This window comes from Pseudomonas sp. GM80 (genome assembly GCF_000282515.1).
Lineage (GTDB): Bacteria > Pseudomonadota > Gammaproteobacteria > Pseudomonadales > Pseudomonadaceae > Aquipseudomonas.
This window is the reverse complement of sequence record NZ_AKJD01000247.1, coordinates 1-20453: the sequence shown is the minus strand read 5'-3', so window position 1 is coordinate 20453 and position 20453 is coordinate 1. Positions and strand designations below refer to the sequence as shown.

General features: G+C 59.5%; 18 protein-coding genes and 1 pseudogene. 9 read left to right on the top strand and 10 right to left on the bottom strand.

Going from position 1 to position 20453, the window contains the following annotated elements; genetic code table 11:
- Positions 1–186: 186 nt before the first annotated feature.
- The 3 genes from PMI37_RS28155 to fecA all read left to right on the top strand — a co-directional run bounded on the left by PMI37_RS28155 (position 187) and on the right by fecA (position 4117).
- Positions 187–675, top strand: a complete 489-nt coding sequence (locus PMI37_RS28155; RefSeq protein WP_008087786.1) for a sigma-70 family RNA polymerase sigma factor — start codon at positions 187–189, stop codon at positions 673–675.
- On the top strand, positions 672–1604 hold the full coding sequence (locus PMI37_RS28150; RefSeq protein WP_008087785.1) for a DUF4880 domain-containing protein: 933 nt from the start codon (positions 672–674) through the stop codon (positions 1602–1604). The genes PMI37_RS28155 and PMI37_RS28150 overlap by 4 nt, the downstream gene beginning before the upstream one ends.
- Positions 1605–1783: 179 nt before the next feature.
- The gene (gene fecA / locus PMI37_RS28145) at positions 1784–4117 is read left to right on the top strand and encodes a TonB-dependent Fe(3+) dicitrate receptor FecA (RefSeq protein ID WP_008087783.1); all 2334 of its coding nucleotides are present in this window, start codon (positions 1784–1786) and stop codon (positions 4115–4117) included.
- 80 nt (positions 4118–4197) lie between these two features.
- On the opposite strand, the gene PMI37_RS28140 is transcribed toward fecA, so the two are convergent.
- The 3 genes from PMI37_RS28140 to PMI37_RS28130 all read right to left on the bottom strand — a co-directional run bounded on the left by PMI37_RS28140 (position 4198) and on the right by PMI37_RS28130 (position 7612).
- Positions 4198–5838 (bottom strand): amidase, encoded by a 1641-nt coding sequence (locus PMI37_RS28140; RefSeq protein ID WP_008087782.1) that lies wholly within the window; start codon positions 5836–5838, stop codon positions 4198–4200.
- Positions 5839–6056: 218 nt separating this feature from the next.
- A complete protein-coding gene (locus PMI37_RS28135; protein ID WP_008087781.1) occupies positions 6057–6464 on the bottom strand; it encodes an HPF/RaiA family ribosome-associated protein in 408 nt (135 codons plus the stop codon).
- Between the two features lie 200 nt (positions 6465–6664).
- Positions 6665–7612: a LysR substrate-binding domain-containing protein gene (locus PMI37_RS28130; RefSeq protein WP_007914183.1), complete on the bottom strand. Its 948-nt coding sequence runs from the start codon at positions 7610–7612 to the stop codon at positions 6665–6667.
- Positions 7613–7747: 135 nt separating this feature from the next.
- On the opposite strand from PMI37_RS28130, the gene PMI37_RS28125 reads away from it, so the two are divergent.
- The 3 genes from PMI37_RS28125 to PMI37_RS28115 all read left to right on the top strand — a co-directional run bounded on the left by PMI37_RS28125 (position 7748) and on the right by PMI37_RS28115 (position 11135).
- Positions 7748–9124 carry an L-serine ammonia-lyase gene (locus PMI37_RS28125; protein WP_008087780.1) on the top strand — a complete coding sequence of 459 codons (1377 nt, stop codon included), beginning with the start codon at positions 7748–7750 and terminating at the stop codon, positions 9122–9124.
- An 86-nt stretch (positions 9125–9210) separates the two neighbouring features.
- Positions 9211–10512 carry a serine/threonine transporter gene (locus PMI37_RS28120; protein ID WP_008087778.1) on the top strand — a complete coding sequence of 434 codons (1302 nt, stop codon included), beginning with the start codon at positions 9211–9213 and terminating at the stop codon, positions 10510–10512.
- Positions 10513–10817: 305 nt separating this feature from the next.
- Entirely contained in the window at positions 10818–11135 is a 318-nt protein-coding gene (locus tag PMI37_RS28115; RefSeq protein ID WP_008087777.1) for a DUF3509 domain-containing protein, read from the top strand.
- Here the strand turns inward: PMI37_RS28115 and PMI37_RS28110 are convergent.
- Positions 11132–11632, bottom strand: coding sequence for a phosphate-starvation-inducible protein PsiE (locus PMI37_RS28110; RefSeq protein ID WP_008087776.1), 501 nt, complete (start codon positions 11630–11632; stop codon positions 11132–11134). The genes PMI37_RS28115 and PMI37_RS28110 overlap by 4 nt on opposite strands.
- Before the next feature lie 326 nt (positions 11633–11958).
- Here PMI37_RS28110 and PMI37_RS28105 point away from each other — a divergent pair.
- Positions 11959–12213, top strand: a pseudogene (locus tag PMI37_RS28105) (YebG family protein); the annotation flags it as partial.
- 190 nt (positions 12214–12403) lie between these two features.
- Here PMI37_RS28105 and PMI37_RS28100 read toward each other — a convergent pair.
- Positions 12404–13423 (bottom strand): Glu/Leu/Phe/Val dehydrogenase family protein, encoded by a 1020-nt coding sequence (locus tag PMI37_RS28100; protein ID WP_008087772.1) that lies wholly within the window; start codon positions 13421–13423, stop codon positions 12404–12406.
- Between the two features lie 185 nt (positions 13424–13608).
- On the opposite strand from PMI37_RS28100, the gene PMI37_RS28095 reads away from it, so the two are divergent.
- Entirely contained in the window at positions 13609–14412 is an 804-nt protein-coding gene (locus PMI37_RS28095; RefSeq protein WP_008087769.1) for a transglutaminase family protein, read from the top strand.
- A 79-nt stretch (positions 14413–14491) separates the two neighbouring features.
- Here the strand turns inward: PMI37_RS28095 and PMI37_RS28090 are convergent, their stop codons facing one another.
- The 4 genes from PMI37_RS28090 to hmgA all read right to left on the bottom strand — a co-directional run bounded on the left by PMI37_RS28090 (position 14492) and on the right by hmgA (position 19267).
- Positions 14492–15847 (bottom strand): MFS transporter, encoded by a 1356-nt coding sequence (locus PMI37_RS28090; protein WP_008087768.1) that lies wholly within the window; start codon positions 15845–15847, stop codon positions 14492–14494.
- A gap of 159 nt (positions 15848–16006) precedes the next feature.
- Positions 16007–16642, bottom strand: coding sequence for a maleylacetoacetate isomerase (maiA, locus tag PMI37_RS28085; RefSeq protein WP_008087766.1), 636 nt, complete (start codon positions 16640–16642; stop codon positions 16007–16009).
- Positions 16643–16654: 12 nt separating this feature from the next.
- A complete protein-coding gene (gene fahA, locus PMI37_RS28080; RefSeq protein ID WP_008087763.1) occupies positions 16655–17959 on the bottom strand; it encodes a fumarylacetoacetase in 1305 nt (434 codons plus the stop codon).
- Between the two features lie 3 nt (positions 17960–17962).
- Positions 17963–19267, bottom strand: a complete 1305-nt coding sequence (gene hmgA, locus PMI37_RS28075; protein ID WP_008087761.1) for a homogentisate 1,2-dioxygenase — start codon at positions 19265–19267, stop codon at positions 17963–17965.
- Between the two features lie 164 nt (positions 19268–19431).
- Here hmgA and PMI37_RS28070 point away from each other — a divergent pair, with 164 nt between their 5' ends.
- Complete coding sequence (locus PMI37_RS28070; RefSeq protein ID WP_008087759.1) at positions 19432–20229, top strand: IclR family transcriptional regulator; 798 nt, start codon at positions 19432–19434, stop codon at positions 20227–20229.
- Positions 20230–20254: 25 nt separating this feature from the next.
- Here the strand turns inward: PMI37_RS28070 and PMI37_RS28065 are convergent.
- A partial coding sequence (locus PMI37_RS28065; RefSeq protein WP_008087756.1) for a hypothetical protein occupies positions 20255–20453 on the bottom strand: 199 nt, incomplete at its 5' end.

Sequence of the window (20453 nt, the reverse complement as noted above, 5' to 3'; positions counted from 1 at the left end):
CGACCCTGAAACGAAAACGTCCGGCCGACAAGCCGAACCAATAGGCGAGCAATATTAATGATAAATATTCTCATATGCAAAAGCATCTGATTGCCGGGAAGTATAACCAGCCTCTACAATGCGAACAGTTCTTGTTCTCTAACGCATGCTCTCTACCGCGTCATCACAGCGCCCGGAGTAATACCGTTGTCGTCCGCCCATTGCGTCGAATCGCTTTATCAGGCCCATCACAGCTGGCTTACCGGCTGGCTGCGGCGCAAGCTCGGCTGCCCGGACAGCGCGGCGGATCTGGCGCAAGACACTTTTATCAAGGTACTGACCGCGCGCGAGTCGCCGGTGATCATCGAACCGCGCGCCTTTCTCACCACCCTCGCCAAGCGGGTGGTGTTCAATCACTACCGCCGTCAGGACCTGGAGCGCGCCTACCTCGACACGCTCGCGCAAATGCCGGAAATGGTCGCGCCGTCGGAAGAACACAAAGCCATCATCCTGCAAACCTTGATCGAACTGGATGAGCTGCTCGATGGCTTGCCGCGTCAGGTCAAACGCGCGTTTTTGCTCGCGCAGGTCGATGGCCTGACGTATCCACAGATCGCCACTGAACTCGGCATCTCCGTGGCCACTGTCAAACGTCATCTGAACAAGGCGGCGATGCGCTGCTACTTCGCCCTATGAACCGCGCTCCGGATTTCTCCTCGCAGGTCGCCGAACAAGCGGTGCACTGGCTGATGGAAATGCAGCAAGGCGCACTGAGTCCGCGCCAGCAGATGGCGATGCAGCAATGGCTGGATGCGCACAGCGAACACCGTCGGGCGTGGGAACACATTCAGCGGGTCAACCAGCGACTGCGCGGTGTGTCTTCGCCATTGGCGCATGCGGCGTTGAACGCGCCGAAGTCCGCTAGCCGACGTCACGCACTGAAACTGCTGCTGATTCTCGGCGCGGGTTCGGCCGCCACCTGGGGCATGCGCGAACACAATCCGCTGCCGTCACTGCTTGCTGATTACCGCAGCCCGGTTGGCCAACGGCGCAAAGTGGCGTTGGGCGCGGGCGATCAATTGCATCTCAACACGGCGAGTGCGGCTGACGTGCGGATTGATCAGCGCCTGATTCGTTTGCTTGAAGGCGAAATGTCCTTGACCGCGTCGCACGCGTTTGAAGTGCGTACGGCGCAGGGAATGCTGAGAACTCAGGGAGCACGGCTCAATGTCCGGCAATTTGCCGATCGCACGCAGGTTGCACTGTTTGAAGGTCGGGTCGAGCTGACCGCCGATGGACGTGCGCCGATGTTGCTGCCGGTCGCTCGACAGCTGAGTTTTACCGCGACCGCCGTTGGTGAAGCCAAACCCTTGGACGCCAACAGTGGCGCCTGGGTCGATGGCATGTTGGTCGCGGCGCACATGCGGCTGGGCGATTTTCTCGATGAGGTGGGTCGGTATCGTCGTGGGCAGCTCAAGTGCGACAGAAACGTCGCCGACCTGTTGCTCTCCGGGACGTACCCGCTGGACGAAAGTGAGCGGATTCTCGATCTGTTGGAAATCAGTTTGCCGGTGAAGGTTAAGCGTTTTACCCGCTATTGGGTGACCGTTGAGGCGCGGGTGTAAGGAACAAGATCAAAGGATCGCAGCCTTCGGCAGCTCCTACAGGAGATATGCATTCCAGATGTAGGAGCTGCCGCAGGCTGCGATCTTTTGATCCTTGAAAAATAAATGAGCCGTTTTTCAGATCTGGCGTGACAGAGAAGGAAAGCCCCCTTGATTCCACCTTCTCAGGATCACCCACCATGCACCCCACCCGCCTCACGCCACTGGCCCGCACCCTGCGCAACCTCGTCCTCGGCGCCAGCCTGAGTTTCAGCGCCCTGCCCGCCGCAATGGCGGCCGATGCCAAGGCGTATCACATCGCGCCGTCGTCACTGGAAAACGCCCTCAACCAGTTTGGCCGTGAAGCGGGTGTGCTGATTTCTTTCGGTTCACAAGTCACCAGCGGCGTACAAAGCCGTGGTCTGGAAGGCAGCTATACGCCTGAGCAAGGTTTGAATGCGCTGCTCGAAGGCACCGGTCTGCAAGCACGCGCCGAAGGTAACAACGCGTTCAGCCTGCAACCGATCGCCGATGCCGCGCTGGAGCTGGACACCTCGAAAGTCGTCGGCGACTGGCTCGGTGAAGCCGAACAGGTCAACGTCTTCGAACATCCGGGCGCTCGCGATGTGATCCGCCGCGAAGAGTTCGAACGTCAGGGCGCGACTCAAGCGCGCGATGTGCTCAACCGCATCCCCGGCGTCAACGCCCCGGAAAACAACGGCACTGGCAGCCATGACATGGCGCTGAACTTCGGCATTCGCGGTTTGAATCCGCGCCTGGCCGCACGCTCGACCGTGTTGATGGACGGCATCCCGGTGCCGTTCGCCCCTTACGGCCAACCGCAGCTGTCGTTCGCCCCGATCAGCATGGGCAACATGGATGCTGTGGACGTGGTGCGCGGCGGCGGTGCTGTGCGCTACGGTCCGCAGAACGTCGGCGGCGTGGTCAACTTCGTGACCCGCGCGATTCCTGACGAGCCAACCGTCAAGGGCGGCTTCCAGACTGAAACCAGCCCTTCGTCGAGTCACGACGGCTTCAAGACCAGCGCCAACCTGTTGGCCGGTGGCACCAATGCCAATGGCCTCGGCGGCGCGTTGCTGTACTCCGGCACCCGTGGCGGTGACTGGCGCGAACACAGCGACACCGAAATCGACGACCTGATTCTCAAGGGCAAATATCAGCTCGACGAGGCCAACAGCTTCAACGCCATGGCCCAATATTACGAAGGCAAGGCCGACATGCCCGGCGGTCTGAACGTCGCCGATTACGATGCCGATCCGTATCAGTCGACGCGTCCGAAAGACCAGTTCTGGGGCCGTCGCACGATGTTCAACTTCGGCTATCGCTATCAGGAAGATCGCCGCGAATTCACCGCCAACACCTTCTTCACCAAAACCCTGCGTAGCGGCTATCTCGATCAGGGCTCGTTCCTCTCGCTGTCGCCGCGCGAGTATTGGGTGCGTGGTCTGGAAACCCGTTTCGCCCAGGGCTTCGACCTCGGCCCGAGCAGCCATGAAGTCGGCGTCGGTTATCGTTACATCAACGAGGCGGGCCACGAACTGCGCTATCGCACGCCGATCGCCAGCAACGAATACCCGACCACCAACAGCCGCAATGACCGCGACACCCGTGGCGGCACAGAGGCCAATGCGTTCTTCGTCGATGACCGCATCGACATCGGCAAATGGACCATCACCCCGGGCGTGCGCTACGAGATGATCGAGTCGCAGCAGACCAACAACCTGACCAACGTCAAATACAAAGGCGACTACAACACCGCGCTGCCGGCGTTGAATGTGCTTTATCACCTGACCGAAAGCTGGAACCTGTACGCCAACACCGAAGGTTCGTTCGGCAGCGTGCAGTACAGCCAGATGCCCAACCGCGTCAGCAGCGGCGAAGTGAAACCGGAAAAGGCCCGTACCTGGGAACTTGGCACCCGCTATGACAATGGCGCGTTGCGCGCGGAAATCGGCGCGTTCCTGATCAACTTCGACAATCAGTACGAAAGCAACCAGACCAACGATTCGGTGATCGCCCGTGGCGAAACCCGTCATCAGGGCATTGAGACCAGCGTCAATTACGCGCTGGATGACTTGAGCCCGGCGCTGGCCGGTTTCGATGTCTACGCGACTTACGCCTTCGTTGACGCGACCATTCGTGAAGACGGGCCGAACAAAGGTAATCGGGTGCCGTTCGCCTCGAAGCACAAAGGCACGATCGGCGTGGGTTACACCGAAGGGCCATGGAAGTTGAATCTGGACAGCAGTTTCCAGAGTGACCAGTTCGCCGACAACGCCAACACCTCACAAGAAAGCGCCGACGGCAGTACCGGCAAGATTCCGGGTTACATGCTTTTCAGTAGCCGCGCGGGTTATGACTTCGGGCCGCAGTTGGCGGATCTGAACGTGGCGGTGGGAGTGAAGAACATCTTCAACACGCAGTACTTCACGCGCTCGTTTGATGACAACAACAAGGGTAAATATGTCGGTGAGCCACGCACCGTGTATGTGCAGACATCCGTAGCGTTCTGAGTGTTGTTGGCACCTTGATTGATAGCCCGTCGAACCCGTGCCCGGTGCAATGGGCCGAGTTCGACGGCACACCTTAGGATTCAGGATTCAGGTTTGGGCCCGGGCGTCGTTTGCAGATCACCTGCAACCAGTCGGCCTTTGACGAATTGTTCATAGTCATAGGCGTAGCCGATCAGCTCGCGCTCGCTCCACATGCGACCGACGAAGATCAGCGAAAACGGCTGTCCTCCGGGGTACGCACCACTGGGCACCACCACACCGGGAATGCCGGCAATATTGATGATCGAAGAGGTCGTCGCGTCCATGAATCCCCCATATACATCACCCACGGGCTCGAACATTTGCGGGAATACCAGCGCATCGAGCTGATGCTCACGCATGACCCGGTTGATGATGCGCAAATAGTGCTCGCGAAGATCGGCAAACTCGGACAGGTCGGGAGCGATGGCCGGTGTCTGGTATGACCGCGCCAGCACGGGCAACTGCGTCACGTAGTACTCAAGCGGGCCATCGGATTCAAACAGCTTTACGCCGATTCGCTCCTGCAATTGCTCAAGCGAATGAACCTCTGCACTGGCACCCAGCTTGCGCAGATAACGATCAAGATCATACGCATGGGCATCCGATCCGCGCGCGTCATAACTGCCGTCAACCGGCGCCAGGTCAACCAGGCCGGACCCGCTGAACGGGTCGTCAATCACCACAGCGCCGAGCTTCTGAAGCTGACTTATCGCCTTGCGATACTGTGTTTTTGTTTCTGCCGGTAAAGTGGCAAACGCCTTGTTCCAGCCCGCGCCGAATAATCCGATACGCTTGCCGTTGAGTTCGCCCGGACGCAAATCGGTCGCATACCCCGTCTGCGGGATATTGCCAAAGGCCGCGGTGGTTTTAGGATCGTCCAGGGTGTAACCGGCCAATACGTCCAAAGTAATGGCCGCGTCTTGCACGGTGCGGGCGATGGGTCCGACAACATCGCGGGTTGAACCCGCTTGCGGAATCACGCCAGAATTTGGAATCAAACCGAACGTCGGTTTGATCCCGACAAGACTCTGCGCTGCTGCCGGATTTTGAATCGATCCGCCGGTTTCCTCGGCCAGCCCGACCACGGCAAAGTTCGCCGCGACAGCGGTGGCAGAGCCTGCCGAAGAGCCACCCGGCAACCACGCGCGATTGAGCGCGTTATACGTCACGCCCGCCCAGCTGTCATTGGCGTTGGCAGGGCTTCCAGAAAATACCGGCACGTTGGTTTTCGCCAGAATGATCGCGCCGGCAGCCCGCAGTCGTTGAACCACGGCAGAATCTTTTTCCGGAATCAGGTCGATGCCACCGGCTTTGGAGGAGAGAGGGGCATAACCGGCGGTGGAGGCAAATCCAGCCATGTCCATAGTGTCCTTCACGACCACAGGAACGCCCGCCATCTGCGCAAGTTTCTCTCCGGACTTGCGCCGCCGATCAATATCACGCGCTTCATCCAGCGCCTTCGAGTTCATCACGGTAAAGGCGTTGTAATAGGGATTGTATTGATCAATGCGAGACAGGAAGGCTTTTGTCAGTTGCTCCGACGTGTAGCGCCCGTCCTCGAAACCTTGTTGAATCTGCGTAATGGTCAGTTCCCTGATATCAATCGGGCAGCTTTGAACCTGGGCGCTGAACATGCCGATCGCTGCCCCGGCCAATGCCGAAAGAATAAACCGTGGAAAAGGGGCCAGAACAAACTCCATTACAATCATCCTTGATTTGTACAACTTCTCGATAAACTTGACCGAACTAGTATTTGAAACGAACTGACGCGCGGGAAAACCAAAACAATCGTGTAATCACGCTGATACAAATGCGGTGATTCGTTTATTTGATATCAACTTGAAATCATCTTGCACAAACAAAAACGGGCCTGCTTTCGCAGGCCCGTTCTCATCGGGTGGCTTATAAAATCAGCGCATCAACTGTTGATCGCTGCCTGTTCATTCTCATCAAACTCTTCCGCCAACAGCTTGTCGTTGGCCTTGCCACTGAATGGCACTACAGCGGCGCGTGGTTTACCTCGCAGTTTGCCGAAGAGGTGCTCCAAAGCATGCTCGAGTTTTTCGGCAGCGCCGTCGATCGCCTGTTCCAGCGAATCGGCTTTATGGGTCACGGAAATCGGTTGATGGCCTTTTGGCCGCGCTTCCAGTTGGCAGCGCATGTCATGCGGACCTGGTTTGTCACCGTTCTCGTCGCTCAGGTGGACTTCGACACGGGTCAGGTCTTCTTCATAACGTTCGAGCGTGCTCTCAATGGTTGTACGTACCCACTCCTCCAGTCGTTGACTACTTTGAATATGGTTATCGCTGTTGACTTGGATTTGCATAGTTCATCCCTTATTTCAGCTAGCTCGCGAGGGGCCTTGAATTGAATTTCCTGACCCCTTGGTTACAACAATCGGCCCGACCGGCGAACATTTCAACCCCTGAAAAAAGATAAATATTCATTCGCAAAAAAAGCCGGACAACCGAGCAAAGCGCTGGTAAGGTCGGGAGTTGGGTCGCCCCGTCATCCTGCAAAATTTGCTCACAATTGCCCGTCGTTCAACGGGTGCAGACTGCGAAATATCCCCGCTTCTTCGACCAGCCAATCATGTACCGCACGCACGCCCGGATGGCTCAACGCCCCTGGCGCGTACAGCAACACATAGCGTTTATGGTTAGGCACCGACAGGCCGAACGGCACAATCAGCGTGCCGCGCTCCAGTTCATCGTTAAGCAATGTGCGCCGGGCAATCGCCACGCCCATGCCGGCAATCGCCGCTTCAATGGTCAGGTGATTGCGGTTGAAGGTGTGCCCGCGCCTTACATCGGCACCTTCAAAGCCGATCGCATTCAAATAAAACTCCCACTCCGCGTATTCATAACTGCCGCGCCAGGCGGTGATGTCGTGCAGCAACGGAAAATGCACCAGATCCGCCGGCCCGTGCAGCGGCGGTCGCCCGCGCAACAGGCTCGGCGCACACACCGGGAAAATCTGCTCGTCGAGCAAGGCTGTGGATAACAATCCCGGATAACTACCGTCGTTCAGATCGATCGCCAGATCAAAGTCACCCTCGTGCAACGGCACGCTGCTGTCTTCGGCAACCAGCCGTAGCTGAATGTCCGGATAGCGCTGTTGCAAACGTGGCAGGCGCGGCGTCAGCCACTTGCTGAGAAAAGACGGAATCGAGCGCACACGCAAGATTCCGCTGATCATCCCGGCATCGAGCCGACGCAATTCCGCATCGATGCTGCCATACGCTTCATTGACGGTAATGGCCAGCCGCTGCCCTTCTGCACTCAATTCCACACCGCGCGCACGCCGATGAAACAGGCGAAATCCCAGGCGCTCCTCCAGTTGGCGAATTTGCTGGCTGACCGCGCCGGGGGTGATGTGCAGCTCTTCGGCACATCGGGTGAACGACAGATGCCGCGCGGCACAGGAAAACACCTGTAGCCAGACGTAGGTCTGCGCATGCAATTGACGACTCATTGTTTAGTCCTGCTAAAGGCTTACTTAGGAAGTTTCGTTAGTCACGTAGGACTGAGGTAGGCAGTATCGCCGACATTGCGCTTGTCCTACAAAAAATGGCAGCGATTCCCACTCCATTGCTTGTAAGGGTTTAGCATGGCTATCAGTGTTTTCGATCTATTCAAAGTCGGCATCGGCCCGTCCAGCTCCCATACCGTCGGCCCGATGCGGGCGGCTGCGACCTTCGCTCAGGCGTTGATCGACCAGTGTGTGCTCAACGATGTGCGCCGTGTAGAGATCCGCCTGTACGGCTCGTTGTCGGCCACCGGCGTCGGTCACGCCACCGACCGCGCAACCGTCATGGGCCTGATGGGCGAATGGCCGGACAGCATCGATCCGTCGACCATCGATCCACGCATTCAGCAATTGCGCGAGACAGGCCAACTGTCCCTCGCCGGGCAAAGAGAAATTGCCTTCAACTGGCAGCGCGATCTCCTGCTGCTGGACGAGAGCCTGCCCTACCACCCCAACGCCATGTCGCTGACAGCCTTTGGCGAAACGGCCGAGCTGTTCAAGCAGACGTACTACTCGGTGGGCGGCGGTTTCATCATCGAAGCGGCCGAAGCCGAGTCCGGTGTAGCGCCGGCTGGCGACGTGGTGTTGCCGTACGACTTTTCCAGCGCTGCCGAACTGCTGGCACTGTGCAAGAAGAACAACCTGCGCGTGTCCGAACTGATGATGGCCAACGAACGCGCCTGGCGCAGCGACGCCGAAATCCGCCAGGGCCTGCTGCACATCTGGTCGGTGATGCGCGAGTGCGTCGAACAGGGTTTGCGCCACGAAGGCATCCTGCCCGGCGGTCTGAATGTGCCGCGCCGTGCGGCGAAATTGCACCGCAGCCTGTTGGAAATAGGCAAGCCGAACGTGATCAGTTCAACACTGTCGGCGATGGAATGGGTCAATCTGTTCGCCCTCGCCGTCAACGAAGAGAACGCTGCCGGCGGGCGCATGGTCACCGCGCCGACCAATGGTGCAGCCGGGATCATCCCGGCGGTTCTGCACTACTACATGAAATTCAACCCGGATGCGTCTGACGATGACGTGGTCGCTTTCTTTCTCGGTGCGGCTGCGGTCGGCATTCTGTGTAAGAAAAATGCCTCGATCTCCGGCGCCGAAGTTGGCTGTCAGGGCGAAGTCGGTTCGGCGTGCGCCATGGCCGCAGCCGGCCTTGCCGATGTGCTCGGCGCGACCCCCGAGCAACTGGAAAACGCCGCAGAAATTGGCCTGGAACATAACCTCGGCCTGACCTGCGACCCGGTCGGCGGCCTGGTGCAGGTGCCGTGTATTGAACGCAATGCGATCGCCGCCGTGAAGGCGATCAACGCCACGCAAATGGCCCTGCGCGGCGACGGCAACCACTTCATTTCCCTCGACCGGGTGATCCGCACCATGCGCGATACCGGCGCCGACATGCATGACAAATACAAAGAGACTTCACGGGGTGGCCTGGCCGTGAGCTGGGTGGAGTGCTGAGGCGCATTCCCTGACCGCCCCGGCAGACCGCATTCGACGGTCTGCCAACCGTGAGCCCGAGCAAGAATAATAACGAGGCGATACCGATGACCGATGTACGTACACCTGCTGCCGAAAATCCCGCTGTAGACCGCACAAGCAAAACAGAAACGGCCCACAAGGGCTGGAGCAAGTCCGACACCACCTGGATGCTGGGCCTGTACGGCACGGCCATCGGTGCCGGTACCTTGTTCCTGCCAATCAACGCCGGTGTCGGCGGTTTCTGGCCGTTGCTGATTCTGGCGGTACTGGCCTTCCCGATGACGTTTTTTGCGCACCGGGGCCTGACCCGTTTCGTCTTGTCCGGGCGTTCCGGGAACATCACCGAAGTGGTGGAAGAACACTTCGGCGTCGGCGCCGGCAAGCTGATCACGCTGCTGTATTTCTTTGCGATCTTCCCGATCCTGCTGGTGTACAGCGTGGCGCTGACCAACACCCTGAGCAGCTTTCTCGAACACCAGCTGCACATCGCCCCGCCGCCACGGGCGATCCTCTCGCTGGCGCTGATCCTCGGTCTGATGGCGATTGTCCGTTGCGGCCAGACGGTGATCGTCAAAGCCATGAGCGTGCTGGTTTATCCGTTTGTCGCAGCCTTGTTGCTGCTTGCCCTTAGCCTGATCCCGAACTGGAACGGCGCGTTCTTCGCCAGCGCTCAGGAAGCGATGCCGATGTCGGTGTTCTTCAAAACCATGTGGCTGGCGATTCCGGTGATGGTGTTCTCGTTCAACCATTCGCCGATCATCTCGGCGTTCGCGGTTGATCAGAAGCAGCGCTACGGTGAGCAGGCCGAACGCAAGAGCAGCGGCATCCTCGCCATGGCCCACGGCATGATGGTCGTTACGGTGATGTTCTTCTGCTTCAGCTGTGTGCTGGCGTTGTCGCCGGCGGATCTGGCAGCGGCGAAGGCGCAGAACATTTCGATCCTGTCGTACCTGGCCAACCACTTCCAGACCCCGGTCATCGCTTACGCCGCGCCGTTGATTGCGCTGGTGGCGATCACCAAATCCTTCCTCGGCCACTACATCGGCGCCAGCGAAGGCTTCCAGGGCATGATCGTGAAAAGCCTGCGCAGCCGTGGCCGGGTGATGTCGGCGAGCTGGCTGAATCGCGCGACCGCCGTGTTCATGATCCTCAGCTGCTGGGCCGTGGCGACCTTCAACCCAAGCATTCTGGGGATGATCGAAACCCTCGGCGGGCCGGTGATTGCCTGCCTGTTGTTCCTGATGCCGATGTACGCCATCCGCCGTGTACCAGCCTTGCGCCAGTATTCGGGCCAGGCATCCAACGTGTTTGTGGTGTTGATCGGCCTGATTGCACTGTCAGCGATCATCTACTCGGTTCTGCCCTGAAAACGCGCCATAAAAAAAGGCGAGCCAAGCGGCTCGCCTTTTTTATGCCCGTGTTCATTGTTCGACAATTTTCCCGGCACAGCCCTTGCAAACTCCCCCTGTAGGAGCTGTCGAGTGAAACGAGGCTGCGATCTTTTGACCTTCATGACCGAAATCAAAACATTGAAGATCAAAAGATCGCAGCCTTCGGCAGCTCCTACGTGAGTAACCAGGACAGGACACGGAATGGCCGGTGATCCGGTTTGGCGAACCAACCCGATCACGGCCGGTCAACAACTGCACGTTCAATCAGGCGGTGACGCATCATGGACAACCCTTTTCAAATCATTACCGATGCCTTTGCGCCGGACTATCAGATCAACCTGAGCATTCAGGGCCTGGACGGCAGCATCATGCTGACCCTGTCCAACAGCGGCCATATCGTCGCCAAGCGCATGATCAGTGCCGAACAGCGCAACGATCCGGCGCGGCTCAAACGGCTGGTGCAAAGCATTCAATTCGGTATCGCCATCGAACAGGGCCACAGCGCCATGGCGATTCTCGAAGCGATGACCAGCGGCGACGGGCTGACCCCGCCACCGCCACGTATCAACGGCCAGCCCCGACCAGCCGCCGGGCTTTAAAGCTCGCCCTTCTCCACTTCAGGATGTTCGCTGGAACCTGTACCGAGGGTGCGCTGCGGTTTCTCGATCTTCACCGAAGGAAATTGTGACGAGGCGTAACGCACCACCAGAATCGACAACGCCAGCAGCAGAATCCCGCCGCACAGGTAGATGATGCCCATGTCCGGCGGGTTGTGGTGCGAGACGTTGGAGATCAGCAGGCGCGTCAGCGCGGTGATCGCCACGTAGATCAGGAAGCGCACTGGCATGTGATTGGTCTTGAAGTAAATCCCGACCATCGCCCCCAATTCGAGATAGATGAACAGCAACAGAATGTCATCGATCTTGATGTGGCCTTCCTCGAGCATCCCGAGAAATTCCATCACCGCCGCGTATGCCGTCACCGCACCGATGGCAAACAGCGCCAGATAGTGGAAGGTTTCGACGAACAGGTTGCCCAGGGACTCGGCCAGTTGATGCACGTTTTGCCGCAGTTTCTCGGCCCAGTTTATTTTCACGATGATGTTCCTTAGCCCGATGCGAGCGGATGATGCGTGTTGGACGTGACGGTTTTCTGCACGTAACTGTTTTCATGCAGAAAAGAGGCCACGCCATCATGGCGAGCCGCCGCCAAACCCGCGCCGTGGCGTTTGGTCGCACCACGCCCCGCTCCTGCAGGTGTGAGCCTGCCCGCGATGTCCCCAGCACGACCCCTCGCAAAGCCGAAATCCGGTCTACATTAAAAAGCCACTACCCATGGCGCAGGGATTCGCTTATCCTTTTCGCTGTATATGGATACAGTAGTCGTCAAGACAACTTAATGTGAAGGCATGTGAGGTGGTGAATGGCCGTCGAAGTGGTATACCGCAGCAGCCGAGATCTGGAGCGCTTGTTCATGGATAAAGCCGAAGCTGACCGTCATGACAAAATGCTCGAACTGGCCGAATATCTGGCCGATGTGTTGCAAAAAGCCGTTCCGTCCCTGACTGAACAGCAAGTGGAAGAAGCCGGGATCTACATGGCGAAAAACCGCGATGTGTTTGCCCGAGCGTTCAAGAGCCAGCCAGACGCATTGTCCGAGCTACTCAACGCTCCGGCCGAGGCTGCTGAACAAACTGAGGTGGTGGAAGCAGCTGAAGCGCCGGCCAAGCCTGCTAAAGCGGCAAAAGCGCCGAAGTAATCAGCGCCACATCAAAAGATCGTCCGATCGCGGCCCGAGCCTTCGGCAGCTCCTACAGGGATAAATATTCCAAATGTAGGAGCTGCCGAAGGCTGCGATCTTTTGCGTTTCAGCGATACAAAACTTTCTCCGCCAACTCATCCGCCACCCGCGCCGGCGAACGCTTCTCCGCCTGCGCATGGGCGAACACCTCGGTCAACCGCGAACTGATCTTCGACAGATGCGCGGTTATCGTTGGCAATTCCTCGCCACGATGTTTCAACGACACATAAATCAGCCCACCGGCATTGATCACATAATCCGGCGCATACAGAATTCCGCGCCTCTCCAGCTGATCGGCGACGTCCAGGTGCGTGAGCTGATTATTCGCCGACCCCGCCACCGCCGAACAACGCAGCTGCGTGACGCTATGGCTGTTCAACACGCCGCCCAGACCACACGGCGCCAGAATGTCGCAAGGCGTGCTGAGCAGCGCATCGTTGGCAATCGGGTGGGCGTTGAGCTGTTCCATCGCCAGTTGCACCTTGCCGTGGTCGATGTCGCTGACCAGCAGTTCGGCGCCCGCCGCGTGCAGCTGCTCGGCCAAGGCAAAACCGACATTGCCCAGCCCCTGAATCGCTACGCGCAGGCCTTCCAGGTTGTCGCTGCCCAAACGGGCCATGGCTGTCGCGCGGATACCGGTGAACACGCCCATCGCCGCATGCGGCGCCGGGTCGCCCGCCGAGGTGGTGCTGGTGACATGCTGGGTTTGCTGGGCGATGCAGTCCATGTCGGCCACTGAGGTACCGCTGTCGATGGCGGTGATGTAACGACCGTCGAGCTGATCGATGCAACGGCCAAAGGCTTCGAACAATGCGCCTCGATTTTCCACATGGACCGGGCGCACGATCACGGCGACGCCGCCGCCCTGCTCCAGCCCCGCCAGCGCGGCCTTGTAGCTCATGCCTTGGGCGAGGCGAATGGCGTCTTCGACGGCCGATTCGTCATTGGGGTAGGCAAGGTAACGACATCCGCCCAAGGCTGGCCCGAGGCGACTGTTGTGGATGGCAATGACCGCCTTCAACCCGGACACCGGGTCAACGCTAAGGTGCAGCGATTCCAGGCGAGTGCTTTGCATGAGCGCAAACATCGTTGGGCTCCCGAATCACTTCTTGTAGAACGCCAGTATAGGCCTGCGCCTGAAAATTGCTGGAGCGCACCGGAATAAGCGGCCTCGAAGACAGATGTTTTGCGGCATAACTCCATCGCTGCAAAATCCGCCACTGGACGAATAGCACTGACGGGGCTAAAACGAGGCATTCGAGGGAGATTTCGATGAGTCCGCGCCAACGCTTTTTCGACTGTCTGCACCGCTCACCGCCCGCGCTGTTCGAAGCCGCGCTGTGGATCGCGGCCGAGCACGATAAAGCCGTCGATCCCGCCGCACTCTTGCTCGATTTCAAAGAGCTGCAACAAAAGGTCAGCTACGGTCTGCCCATGCTACCGGTCAGCGAACTGGCGCAGCCGCTGCTGCGGCGCATGATTGAACTGGGATTCGCCCAGGACGACTTCTTGCCGCTGCGCCCGCAGGCAGCGTTGCTGCCGAAAGTCTTGCAGACACGGCGCGGTCAGCCCCTGGCGCTGGCGTTGATTGCCCTTGAGCTGGCACGCGGTCTGGAGATTCCACTGGTCGGCGTCAATTTCCCCGGGCACTTTTTATTGCGCGTACCCGGCGCGGATCACTTGCTCGATCCCTGCGGCGGTCGACGCCTGTATCCAAATGATTGTCGCGAACTGTTGCAGCGCCAATACGGGCCGAACATGAAAATCAGCGCCGAGCAACTGTTGACCGCCACGCCGGTGCAGATGCTCCAGCGCCTGTCGCGCAACTTGCGCCAGTTGCACCTGACGCATGACGACTTCATTGCCTCGCTGATCGACGCTGAACGGGTGCTCGAACTGGGCGATGCCGCTGCCGCTGATTATCTGGCGCGGGCCAGTTTGTATCAGCGGCTGGATTGCCCGAATGCGGAACGCTTTGATCTGGAGCGTGCGTTGTTGCTGAGTGATGATCCGATCCAGCGTCTGCGGCTGACCGACCGGCTCAGTCACTTGCCGCCTAATTCCGTCGTCCATTGAAAGCACAAGATCGCAGCCTTCGGCAGCTCCTACATGTGATCACCTGTAGGAGCTGCCGAAGGCTGCGATCTTTTGATCTTCAGGATTTAAAAGGCGCCGCAACACCAACCGCCGAACCACCCTCGGCAGGCGAGCGCACCTGAATAATCAGCAACGCAGCAATCACCGCCGGGATCGCGCAGAAGAAGAAAATCTGCTCCACCGGAATGTGCATCGCCAGCAACAGGCTGCCGAACAGCGGCCCGAGAATCGAACCAAAACGTCCCACGCCTAACGCCCAACCGGTGCCCGTGGCGCGCACGTGCGCCGGGTAAAAGTTACTGGCGAACGCATTCAGCGTCAGTTGCCCGCCGATGATGCAGAAACCGGCCGCGAATACGCAGGCCACCAGATAACGCGGGTTGTCGTGATTGAGCCCGAGCAGAATCGTACATAACGCTGCCCCTGCCAAAACGCCAGACAACAGCCGCACCTTGCGCTTCAAACGGTCGGCGAACCAGGCCATGCAGATCGCGCCCAAGGTACCGGCGAACAGAAACATCGACGTCACCAGGTTGGCTTCGTTGAGCTTCAGGCCACTTTCCAGCAACAACGTCGGCAACCAGCTGATCATGAAATACAGCAGAATCAGGCTGACAAAAAACGTCGCCCAGATCAGCAAGGTGGGCCGTGCGTAGCCGTTGCGGAATAACTCGACCACGGTCAGTTTGCTGCCCTGCTCGCGTTCGTTCTGCTCGACGCTCGCCAGCGGCGGTTGCCAGTCCGGCAACATCCGCGCGCTGACTTTGCGCAGGCGTGCATACGGCGGCGCGTCACGCAGCAAGCGCGGTAGAGATTCCGGCAGCATCCACCAGAGAAACGGGAACAGCAGCAATGGCGTCACGCCGCCCGCAAGGAACACCGCTTGCCAGCCGAATTGATCGATAAATCCGGCCGCGACAAAACCCCCGGCCGCCCCACCGAACGAAAAACCGCACGCTGCCAGTGTCACCATCAAAGTGCGCAGGCGTGGCGGCGAATATTCCGACATCAGTGCCATGGCGCTGGGCATCGCGCCGCCCATGCCGATGCCGCAGATGAAACGCGCGATCATCAGCGTGTTCAACGAGTCGGCAAACACCATCAGTACCGTGAGGCTGGCGTAGATCAGCACACAAGCGAGCAGAATCCGTCGCACGCCAAAACGGTCAGCCAAAGGCGTTACCACCAGAGAACCTATGGTCAGGCCGAGCAGGTTGGCGCTGAACACTGGCCCGAACGCAGATTTCTCCAGGCCCCAATCCTGCGCCAGCGCGGGCACTACGTAGCCGAGCACCTGGGCGTCATAGCCGTCGGTAACCAGCAGCAAGGCGAGCAGGATCAAGAGCATCCACTGATAACGGGACACAGGACGGGCGTCGAGTGCCGCACGGAAGCTGGCAATCTGGTTGTGCATCGCAAGGTACCTGTTTTGTTTTTATGATTTTTCGGTGCATCAACCGAGCCCCCTGTGGGAGCGGGCTTGCCCGCGATGACGGCGGTAGATTCAATACAACTGAGTCTGAACGATCGCTATCGCGGGCAAGCCCGCTCCCACAGGTTTATCAGTGATCAGTTACGGGGTGTCGGGTTGGTTGGCGGGATGGGCCTTGATGAACGCCGGATGTTCAGCTGCCAGCGCGGCAACGCGGCGAATTTTTGGGTAAGCCTCCAACGAAACGTTAAACCGCTCAGCCGCATACAACTGCGCAATCAGGTAAACATCCGCCACACACGGCCACTCGCCGAAACAGAAGCCCTCGTCGCCAATCAACTCCTCCACCGTTGCCAAGCCTTGGCCGATCCAGTGGCTGATCCACTCCACCACCTGCGGTTCGTCATGCCCCAACTGACGCAGACGATTGAGCACGCTGACGTTGTGCAGCGGATGCACGTCGCAGCCGATCACCGCCGCCACGCCGCGCACACGGGCGCGGGCCGCGAGGTCTTCCGGTAACAGCGGCACCTGTGGATAACGTTCCTCCAGGTACTCGATGATCGCCGGCGACTGGATCAACAGCTCGCCGTCGTCGGTGCGCAGGGCCGGCACCCGGCCCTGTGGATTGATCGCCAGATACGCCGCTTGCCGATGCTCGCCACCGACCGGTGCGATCAGATTGACCGGCAGTGCCTGATAGTCGAGCCCCTTCAACGCCAACGCGATCCGCACGCGGTACGACGAGGTCGATCGGTAGTAGGTATAGAGGTCCATGAGCCGCTCCTGTCAGCGCGCCGCCAACACTTTGCCACGGCACTCGCCGAAGCCGATCGAAGCAAAACCATCACGAGCACAACGTGCGCGCAGGATGATTTCGTCACCGTCCTCGAGGAATTTGTGCAATTCGCCGGAGGCCAGTTCGATCGGCTTTTTACCACCCTCGGTGATTTCCAGCAGGCTGCCGAACTGACCGTTTTCCGGGCCGGACAAAGTGCCTGAACCGAACAGATCACCGGCCTGCAACTGGCAACCGTTGACGCTGTGGTGCGCGACCATTTGCGCGACGGTCCAGTACATGTAACGGGTGTTGCTCAGGGTCAGGCGATGGGCTGGCAGGTTCTGTTCGCGCATGGCTTCGGTGAGCAGCAGCACTTCCAGTTCGATGTCGAAAGCACCGCCGTCCTGATCGCGTTTGTCGAACAGGTACGGCAGCGGCTGCGGATCACCCTCCGGACGCTTCGGTTGCGCAGTGCGGAATGGCGCCAGCGCTTCCGCTGTTACGACCCACGGCGAAACGCTGGTGATGAAACTCTTCGACAGGAACGGACCCAGCGGCTGGTATTCCCACGCCTGGATATCGCGCGCCGACCAATCGTTGAGCAGGCAGAAACCGGCGATGTGATCAGCGGCATCGCCGATGGCGATCGAGTCGCCCATCTCGTTGCCCTGACCGATCCAGATGCCCAGTTCCAGTTCGTAATCCAGTCGCGCGCACGGGCCGAAGGTCGGCTCAGTCTGACCGGCCGGCAAGGTCTGGCCTTTCGGACGACGAACGTCAGTGCCGGATGCGCGTACGGTGGAGGCGCGACCGTGATAACCGATCGGCACGTGCTTGTAGTTCGGCAGCAACGGGTTATCCGGACGGAACAGTTTGCCGACGTTTTGCGCGTGTTCGATGCCGACGTAGAAGTCGGTGTAATCACTGATGCGCGCCGGCAGATGCAGTTGGCAATCGGCGGCCAGTGGCAGCAGTTTTGCACCTTGCGCTTCGATGCTGCCACGGTGCGTGCTGCCTTCGCTGAACAGTTCCAGCAAACGCTCACGCAAAGCAACGCGAGCGTCGCGACCGAGTTCAAAAAACGCGTTCAACTGGCCGCCGTGCATGGCTTCGACGGCACTGCGCGCGGTACCGTCGAACAGTCCGGCTTCCAGCGCCACTTGCAGATCAAAGATGTGTTCGCCAATCGCCACGCCCGCGCGCGGCGCCGAACCGTCGATGCTGAACACACCGAGCGGCAAGTTCTGCAACGGGAAATCAGCGTGGCCGTTGGCCGAAGCGACCCAGCTGCGGGTAATGGAATTCTGCGTCATGGGTTATCTCCGGGTCGGGTCGAACGTGGCGGGCAGCGTGGCCCAGCAGGCGTCGTAAGTGGATTGCAGTTGCGGGCAGTCGAGGGCGAAACGGCTTGGGCGCAGCACTTGGCTGGTCTCGAACATGAAGGCCATGGTGTTGTCGATTTTCGCCGGTTTGAGCTCGGCGTTGATCGCTTTGGTGCAGGTCTCGCCATCCGGGCCGTGGGCGCTCATGCAGCTGTGCAGCGACGCGCCGCCCGGCACAAAGCCTTCAGCCTTGGCGTCGTATTCGCCCTGGATCAGGCCCATGAATTCGTTCATCAGGTTGCGGTGGAACCATGGCGGCCGGAAGGTGTTTTCAGCGACCATCCAGCGCGGCGGGAAGATCACGAAGTCGAGGTTGGCCAGGCCGTGCACGCTGGTCGGCGACGTCAGCACGGTGAAGATCGACGGATCGGGATGATCAAAACTCACCGTGCCGATGGTGTTGAAACGGCGCAGGTCGTATTTGTACGGCACGTTATTGCCGTGCCAGGCGACCACGTTCAGCGGCGAGTGATTGAGTTCGGTGGCCCACAACTGACCGAGGAATTTCTGCACCAGCGTGGTTGGCTGCTGCAGGTTTTCGTAAGCGGCGACCGGGGTCAGGAAGTCGCGCGGATTGGCCAGACCGTTGCTGCCGATCGGCCCCAGGTCCGGCAGGCGCAGCGGCGCGCCATGGTTCTCGGCGACGTAACCGCGAGCTTGCGGATCGAGCAGTTCAACGCGGAATTTCAGGCCACGCGGCAGCACGACAATTTCCAGCGGCGCCACTTCCAGCACGCCCAACTCAGTGGCAACGCGCAGACGACCGAGTTGCGGCACCAGCAGCAGTTCGCCGTCGGCGTTGAAAAACACGCGCTCCATCGAACGGTTGGCGGCGTAGTTGTAAATGCTGATGCCGGACGGTTTTTCGGCAGCGGAGTTGGCCACCATGCTCACCAGACCATCGATGAAATCAGTCGGCTCGGCCGGGATCTCCAGCGGATTCCAGCGCAGGCGATTGGGCGTCACTTCGCCCAACGGCCCACCGGCCAATTGCCGCTCCAGTTTGACGAAGGCCGGGTGATTGGCCGACGGCTGAATCCGGTACATCCAGGTACGCCGCGCTTCGCTGCGACTCATGGTGAACGCGGTGCCGGAAAACAATTCGGTGTAGAGGCCGTACGGGGCTTTTTGCGGAGAGTTCTGGCCGACGGGCAGCGCGCCGGGCAATGCTTCAGTGCTGAATTCGTTGCCGAAACCGGACTGATACGCCAGCGCCTGAGCGGTTGAATCGAGGTTCATGGAGCCTCCTGAACAGGGAGTCGGCAGTGGCCCATCGCTCTGGCTCAGAGGTTTCGGCACGCCGGGGTTGTTATTATCGTAATTCGATTACGCATAACGTAATTTGCTCGCTATCCAGCGTCAAGCTATAAAGACGCCCATTCGTATCGGAACCCGGCCGCACCATGGAAAAAACCAGCGACAGCAACGGCAAACAGAAAGTCCGCTCCGCCGAAGTCGGCACCGACATCCTCAAGGCCCTGGCCGAGTTGTCGCCGTCCACTTCGTTGTCGCGCCTGGCCGAACATGTGCAGATGCCGGCGAGCAAGGTGCATCGCTATCTGCAGGCGTTGATCGCCTCGGGTTTTGCCGAGCAGAACGCCGCCACTAACCATTACGGTCTCGGTCGCGAAGCGTTGCGCGTGGGCCTGGCCGCCCTCAACAGTATGGACGTGCTGAAAGTCGCCGCCCTGCCGTTGGCCGAACTGCGCGACGAACTGAACGAGACCTGCTTTTTGGCGGTGTGGGGCAATCAGGGCGCAACCGTGGTGCACATCGAACCGGCGGTGCGTGCCGTGACAGTGGTGACGCAGTTGGGCTCGGTGTTGCCATTGCTGAGTTCTTCGACGGGGCTGGTGTTCAGTGCGTTTTTGCCGCATCGGGAAACCGATGATCTGCGCGAGCAGGAAATCGCCGTTGCCGATCACCCGCTCAAAGACGAAAAGACTTACACAACCCTGTGCGAACAGATCCGCGAGCGCGGCCTGCATCATGTTCACGGTTTGCTGATGCCCGGCGTGGATGCGTTGTCGGCGCCGGTGTTCAACGCGGTCGGCCAAGTCGCAGCGGTCGTCACCATTGTCGGTCCGACCTCGTTGTTTCACGCCGATGAAAACGGCCCGGCGGCGCAGCGGTTGTTGGCTGCGACGCGGGCCGTGAGTTGGCGACTAGGGTATGACCCCAAAGATTTATCGAATGTATAGCCGCCGTGCTGCCGTTCAACGGGTTTTAACGCACTGTGGTTTTACTGCGGCCTGATTCGGAGTTCTCAAGTAACGACTTGAAAAAACCGATCAGCATTTCATCAGGTGCTTTCTGGCCGGAAACGTGAGTAACGAATTCAGCAACAGTCCTCGCATCCTTGAAGAGGCTGAGAAAGGATCGTTGAGCGTTGGTCACGGCTTTGACCGGCGCACCGGCGGCCGCC